Consider the following 4,549-nt stretch of genomic DNA (forward strand, 5'->3'; position numbering starts at 1 on the left):
GCACTGAACTTAAAAGAACAGGCGACTCTTATCCATTGATGTTATTATCTTGATACGTTAATATGTGCCGGTGAGGCGATTCAAAGACAGGGATACCGAACGAGTCTTTCACGGACAGCCCGTTCGTCGCCTGCCAGCCGACCTGCAACGTCGAGCCCGGATGCGGCTTCAGCGGGTGCTCGCGGCGGCCGTGCTGTCCGACCTTCGTCTCCCACCGTCTCACCGTCTCGAAGCCCTGAAGGGCGACCGGAAAGGTTTCCACAGCATCCGTATCAACGACCAATGGCGCGTGTGCTTTTGCTGGACAGAGCAAGGTGCAATGGAAATTGAAATGACTGACTATCACTGAGGAAGAGACGATGACCCTTCCCGACTTGATCCATCCTGGCGAACATTTGGCGGAGATTCTCGACGAACTCGGGATCAGCGCTCAGGCAATCCATACCTCGCCGCGCCGCATCAATGAGATCGTCCATGGACGCCGGTCCATCACGGCAGACACAGCCCTGCGCATCGGACAGGCTCTCGGCATGACACCGGAGTTCTGGATGAACTTGCAAAAACTGTACGATCTCGACCGTGCCCGCGCCTCAACCAAGGTTGATGACATCGAACCCCTCGTTGCAGCACGCTGACTCACATCACCTCATGATGTGGAACAGGAAGCCGTGCCGACCTGGGACGGTCACTCCAGGGCAGCCGGCCGTCAGTCAGCCTGGGACGGAAGGCCGAGGACGTAGTCCAGTTCGTCCACAATCCTCAGCTTTCCGGCCCAACGCAGCAGATACGACCGGTTCAGGCTGACGCGGTTGCGTTCCACGACCCTGATCGCGTCATCAAAGTCCCGGTCCCGGCCGACCTTGAGCTTCATCAGAATCAGGTCCTCTGGAGCGGAAACCCACAAGACATGTCCGGCAAAGGTCTCCCGGCGGCGGCGGCGCAGGACGTTACGATCATGGGCATCGCGGGGGCGAAGAAAGTCGACGTGCAGATTTTCCAGCCGACAGCGGACCATCAGGCCGCGCAGCAGCGGGTTCAGCTCCAGAAATTGGTCCTGGGGCTGGAGGCCGCGCTCGGCTCCCAGGCTGATCAGCGTGTCAAACTGAGACCGACGGCCACCGACCAGCAGGTCGATATCAAGCGTCGCTCGACCGACACCCCACACATTTCCGGCAAAGCCGCCGATGACCGCATAGGGAAGCGGAACCAGACGGAACAGCTCGTGCAGCAGCAGAAAAGCCCGATCAACGATGTCGGCCATGGCGAAACGAGCGCCTCGGATGCTGGTGTTCAAACCGGGTGCGCTCGCACAGGTAGCGCGTCATCCGGTCTCGGAGTTCAGTCTGCGAGGCCGCGGGGTATTGACGCCGGAACGAGTCTTCAAACGCCTCAAGCCCTTTGACGATCAGCGCCTTGAGCAGCGCGTCGTGTTGGGCCGACCGGGGCAGAGCGTGAAGGCGGCGGGTTTTTCGTGTGCGCGTGCCTTGTGCCATATCGCTCTTTTCTATCAGGAGACACGTCCGGTTCCGGGTAGCTCGTCGATACGCACGGCGCCACCGGCCACCACATCCAAGGTGACGCGGCTGCCGGCCAGGAGAGACATGCCGATCAACGGTCCCCCGTCAGACTGGAGAGCAAGCACCTCTCGCTCATGTCCATGCCAGGAGACCGTTGCGAGGTAGACATCTAAAATCACAACATTGCCGTCGCCCAATGTCGCACGACGATTGCCGACAAATGGAAGTCTGAGATCGTGAATTCTCTTTTTTGGCAACGTCAAATACCCGTTAAACCCTGTATCAATAACGACCTCAGTCCGTTGGGGCTGCTGGCTTGGCCCTGACACGTCTAAGTCAATCGTCGCTTCACGATCCGGAGAAACCTTGCCAGAAATCATACGGCCTACACCGTGAAACGCCCGCCCAACTGATATGCCGTGGGATAACCGATGCGCAGGCCATACAGAATCGCCTGAGGGCGCTTGGCTATCGCCCGTTTTGTCGCCAGGAGGTCGTCTCGGTCTATTTCATACGCACCTGTTTCAATGTCCACGACTAAGAACTCTCCTTTGTGTTCAACTTCGACCTTCGCACGAATACGTTCTTGGTAAATTTTTTCACCGCACGCTGACACTTCCTCGGGCGTATAATCGGCGTATGGCATAGCGGCTCTCCTTCTTTACATAGCCTTCCTGAACAGTCCCGCGTATTGTACCGCTGCAACCTTAATGTTGGAATGGGGAACAGCAAAGGAGGCCGCCATGTCAGAACCCACCGCATCCGCGATGCTCGAAGAACTGCGCCAGTACGACACCCCGTCCATCACCAACGTCGTGGCCACCTATCCCGACAGCCAACACTGTCTGGGTCTGTACAACCCGTGGACCGAAAACTGGTACACGGACACCTCCATCCGCTGCATGTACCCGGAGTTGGGCCGCACGGTCGGCTATGCGGTCACGTGTGTCTTCGGCCTGCCCGACCCCAACTACTCGCGGCTGTCCTTTCTGGACGTGGTTGACGCCCTGGACGCCTCGCCCAAACCGACGGTGCTGATCCTCCAGCAGAAATTCCCGCCCCAGCTGGCCAACAAGGTCGGGCTGGCCGGCAGCATCATGACCACGGCGATGCAGGCGGTCGGCTGTGTCGGCGTTATCTCCAACGGCCCGTCACGCGACATCGACGCCATCCGGCCGCTGGGCTTTCAGTACATGCTGAGCGGGGTGAGCGCCGGACACGGGACCATGGCCGTGCAGGCCGTCAACGTCCCGGTCAGCGTCGCCGGCATGGACGTTGCCCCGGGCGAGCTGATCCATATGGACGAGAATGGGGCGTGTAAATTCCCGGCCGACCAGTTGGCCGCCGTCCTGACCAAGGTCCGCAGCCTGCTGGCCGAAGAGGACGTGCGTATCGCCGCCCTGCAGAAAGCCACCAACGCGGCCGAAGTCCGGGCTGCCTTCAGCGGCCAGAGCTATGCGGCCGACAAAGAGCCGCGCTCCTAGCGGGTCTTCCGCACGCCGCCGGTCGGCGCTATACAGGCCATGGGAAAAGGAGGGACCCAATGCTGAATCCCTACCGGGTGCTTGACCTGACAACCGAGCGGGGTCTGCTGTGCGGCCAGATTCTGGGCGATCTGGGCGCCGATGTGATCAAAGTCGAACCCCCGGGCGGTTCACCGGCCCGCCGGCTGGGACCGTTCTACCAGGACCGACCCGATCCGAACGCGTCGCTGTTGTGGTGGGCGTACAACCGCAACAAACGCAGCATTAGCCTGGACATCACCACCGGCGAAGGCCGGGATATTCTACGCCGGCTGGTCACAAGCGCCCACTTCTTTATCGAGTCCGATATGCCCGGCGCGCTGGCCGAACTCGGCCTGGGCTACGCCGAGCTGGCGGCCGACAACCCCGGCCTGATCTATGTGTCGATCACGCCCTTCGGCCAGGACGGTCCCAAGGCCAGCTATGCCGACAGCGACCTGGTCATCCTGGCGGCCGGCGGTCCGCTGGTGCTGACCGGCGACGATGATCGCCCGCCGGTCCGGCTCAGCGTGCCCCAGGCGTATCCCCACGCCAGCGCGGCCGCCGCCGCAGCGGCCATGATCGCCCTGTACGAATCTCTGCGCTCCGGTCAGGGCCAACACCTCGATATCTCGGCTCAACAGGCGGTCGCCCAGGCCACCCAGTCCACCCTGCTGGCGGCTCCCCTGGGCGACGCCGACTCGCGGCGTATGTCGGGCGGGGCCAAGCTGGGTGACATTCCGATTCGCCTCGTCTGGCCGGCCAAGGACGGCCATGTGGCGATTACCTATCTGTTTGGCTCGGCCATCGCCCACTTTACCCAGCGCCTGATGGACTGGATGTGCGAAGAGGGCTTTTGCGACGAGGCCACCCGCGACCAAGACTGGGTCGGCTACGGTGGCTATCTGTTCGGCGGTAGCCAGGAGGCGATTGACGACTACCTCGGCCTGACCCAGCTGGTGGAACGCTTCACCACCACCAAGACCAAGGCCGAGCTGCTGGACGGCGCGCTTGAGCGCGGCCTGCTGATCGCGCCCATCACCACCACCGAAGAAGTCGTCGAGAGCCCCCAGCTGGCCGCCCGCGAGTACTGGCAGACGCTGGAGCATCCAGAGCTGGGGCAAAGCTTCAGCTACCCGGGACCGTTCGCCAAGTTCAGCGCCTCCCCAATCGCCTATCGACGCCGACCGCCGACGATAGGCGAACACAACACCGAGATTTATCGCGACGAACTCGGCTTCAGCCAACAGCAGCTGGCCGAGCTGAGATCGCGGGGGATTATTACATGACACACACCGATGCACTGGCCGGGGTCAAAATCCTCGACTTCATGTGGGCAATCGCCGGGCCGGCCTCGACCCGCATACTGGCCGATTACGGCGCGACCGTTGTGCGGCTTGAGAGCACCACCCGTTTTGACGCAGTGCGGACCGTCGGGCCGTTTCAGGGTGGCAAGCCGGGGCTTGAGAACGCCGGCCTGTTCTACAATATGAACGCCGGCAAACTGCCGGTTACCCTGGATCTGTCCAA

9 protein-coding genes are annotated in these 4,549 nt (G+C 61.7%); 5 read left to right on the forward strand and 4 right to left on the reverse strand.

Annotated elements, in window-relative coordinates:
* Positions 1-70: 70 nt before the first annotated feature.
* Both J4F42_20745 and J4F42_20750 read left to right on the forward strand, forming a co-directional pair.
* Entirely contained in the window at positions 71-349 is a 279-nt protein-coding gene (locus J4F42_20745) for a type II toxin-antitoxin system RelE/ParE family toxin (GenBank protein MCE2487949.1), read from the forward strand.
* Between the two features lie 10 nt (positions 350-359).
* A complete protein-coding gene (locus J4F42_20750; protein ID MCE2487950.1) occupies positions 360-635 on the forward strand; it encodes a HigA family addiction module antidote protein in 276 nt (91 codons plus the stop codon).
* A 71-nt stretch (positions 636-706) separates the two neighbouring features.
* Here J4F42_20750 and J4F42_20755 read toward each other — a convergent pair whose 3' ends face one another.
* The 4 genes from J4F42_20755 to J4F42_20770 are packed head-to-tail and all read right to left on the reverse strand — an operon-like array spanning position 707 to position 2,163.
* The gene (locus tag J4F42_20755) at positions 707-1,261 is read right to left on the reverse strand and encodes a hypothetical protein (GenBank protein ID MCE2487951.1); all 555 of its coding nucleotides are present in this window, start codon (positions 1,259-1,261) and stop codon (positions 707-709) included.
* On the reverse strand, positions 1,245-1,493 hold the full coding sequence (locus J4F42_20760; GenBank protein MCE2487952.1) for a hypothetical protein: 249 nt from the start codon (positions 1,491-1,493) through the stop codon (positions 1,245-1,247). Before J4F42_20760 ends, J4F42_20755 begins: the two co-directional genes overlap by 17 nt.
* A 14-nt stretch (positions 1,494-1,507) precedes the next feature.
* Positions 1,508-1,897 carry a clan AA aspartic protease gene (locus J4F42_20765; protein MCE2487953.1) on the reverse strand — a complete coding sequence of 130 codons (390 nt, stop codon included), beginning with the start codon at positions 1,895-1,897 and terminating at the stop codon, positions 1,508-1,510.
* A 5-nt stretch (positions 1,898-1,902) separates the two neighbouring features.
* On the reverse strand, positions 1,903-2,163 hold the full coding sequence (locus J4F42_20770) for a hypothetical protein (GenBank protein MCE2487954.1): 261 nt from the start codon (positions 2,161-2,163) through the stop codon (positions 1,903-1,905).
* Positions 2,164-2,260: 97 nt separating this feature from the next.
* On the opposite strand from J4F42_20770, the gene J4F42_20775 reads away from it, so the two are divergent.
* The 3 genes from J4F42_20775 to J4F42_20785 all read left to right on the forward strand — a co-directional run.
* A complete protein-coding gene (locus J4F42_20775; GenBank protein MCE2487955.1) occupies positions 2,261-3,001 on the forward strand; it encodes an RraA family protein in 741 nt (246 codons plus the stop codon).
* A 59-nt stretch (positions 3,002-3,060) separates the two neighbouring features.
* Positions 3,061-4,308, forward strand: a complete 1,248-nt coding sequence (locus J4F42_20780; GenBank protein ID MCE2487956.1) for a CoA transferase — start codon at positions 3,061-3,063, stop codon at positions 4,306-4,308.
* Positions 4,305-4,549: CoA transferase (locus tag J4F42_20785; protein ID MCE2487957.1), on the forward strand; the 245-nt coding region annotated here is incomplete at its 3' end. The genes J4F42_20780 and J4F42_20785, both read left to right, overlap by 4 nt.

Source organism: Desulfurellaceae bacterium (assembly GCA_021296095.1).
In the GTDB taxonomy this organism is placed as follows: domain Bacteria; phylum Desulfobacterota; class Binatia; order Bin18; family Bin18; genus JAAXHF01.

Bases quoted from the DNA above. Each gene is read 5' to 3' on its own strand.
- J4F42_20750 (MCE2487950.1), top strand. From the start codon at position 360: ATGACCCTTCCCGACTTGATCCATCCTGGCGAACATTTGGCGGAGATT.
- J4F42_20755 (MCE2487951.1), bottom strand. From the start codon at position 1,261: ATGGCCGACATCGTTGATCGGGCTTTTCTGCTGCTGCACGAGCTGTTC.
- J4F42_20760 (MCE2487952.1), bottom strand. From the start codon at position 1,493: ATGGCACAAGGCACGCGCACACGAAAAACCCGCCGCCTTCACGCTCTG.
- J4F42_20765 (MCE2487953.1), bottom strand. From the start codon at position 1,897: ATGATTTCTGGCAAGGTTTCTCCGGATCGTGAAGCGACGATTGACTTA.
- J4F42_20770 (MCE2487954.1), bottom strand. From the start codon at position 2,163: ATGCCATACGCCGATTATACGCCCGAGGAAGTGTCAGCGTGCGGTGAA.
- J4F42_20775 (MCE2487955.1), top strand. From the start codon at position 2,261: ATGTCAGAACCCACCGCATCCGCGATGCTCGAAGAACTGCGCCAGTAC.
- J4F42_20780 (MCE2487956.1), top strand. From the start codon at position 3,061: ATGCTGAATCCCTACCGGGTGCTTGACCTGACAACCGAGCGGGGTCTG.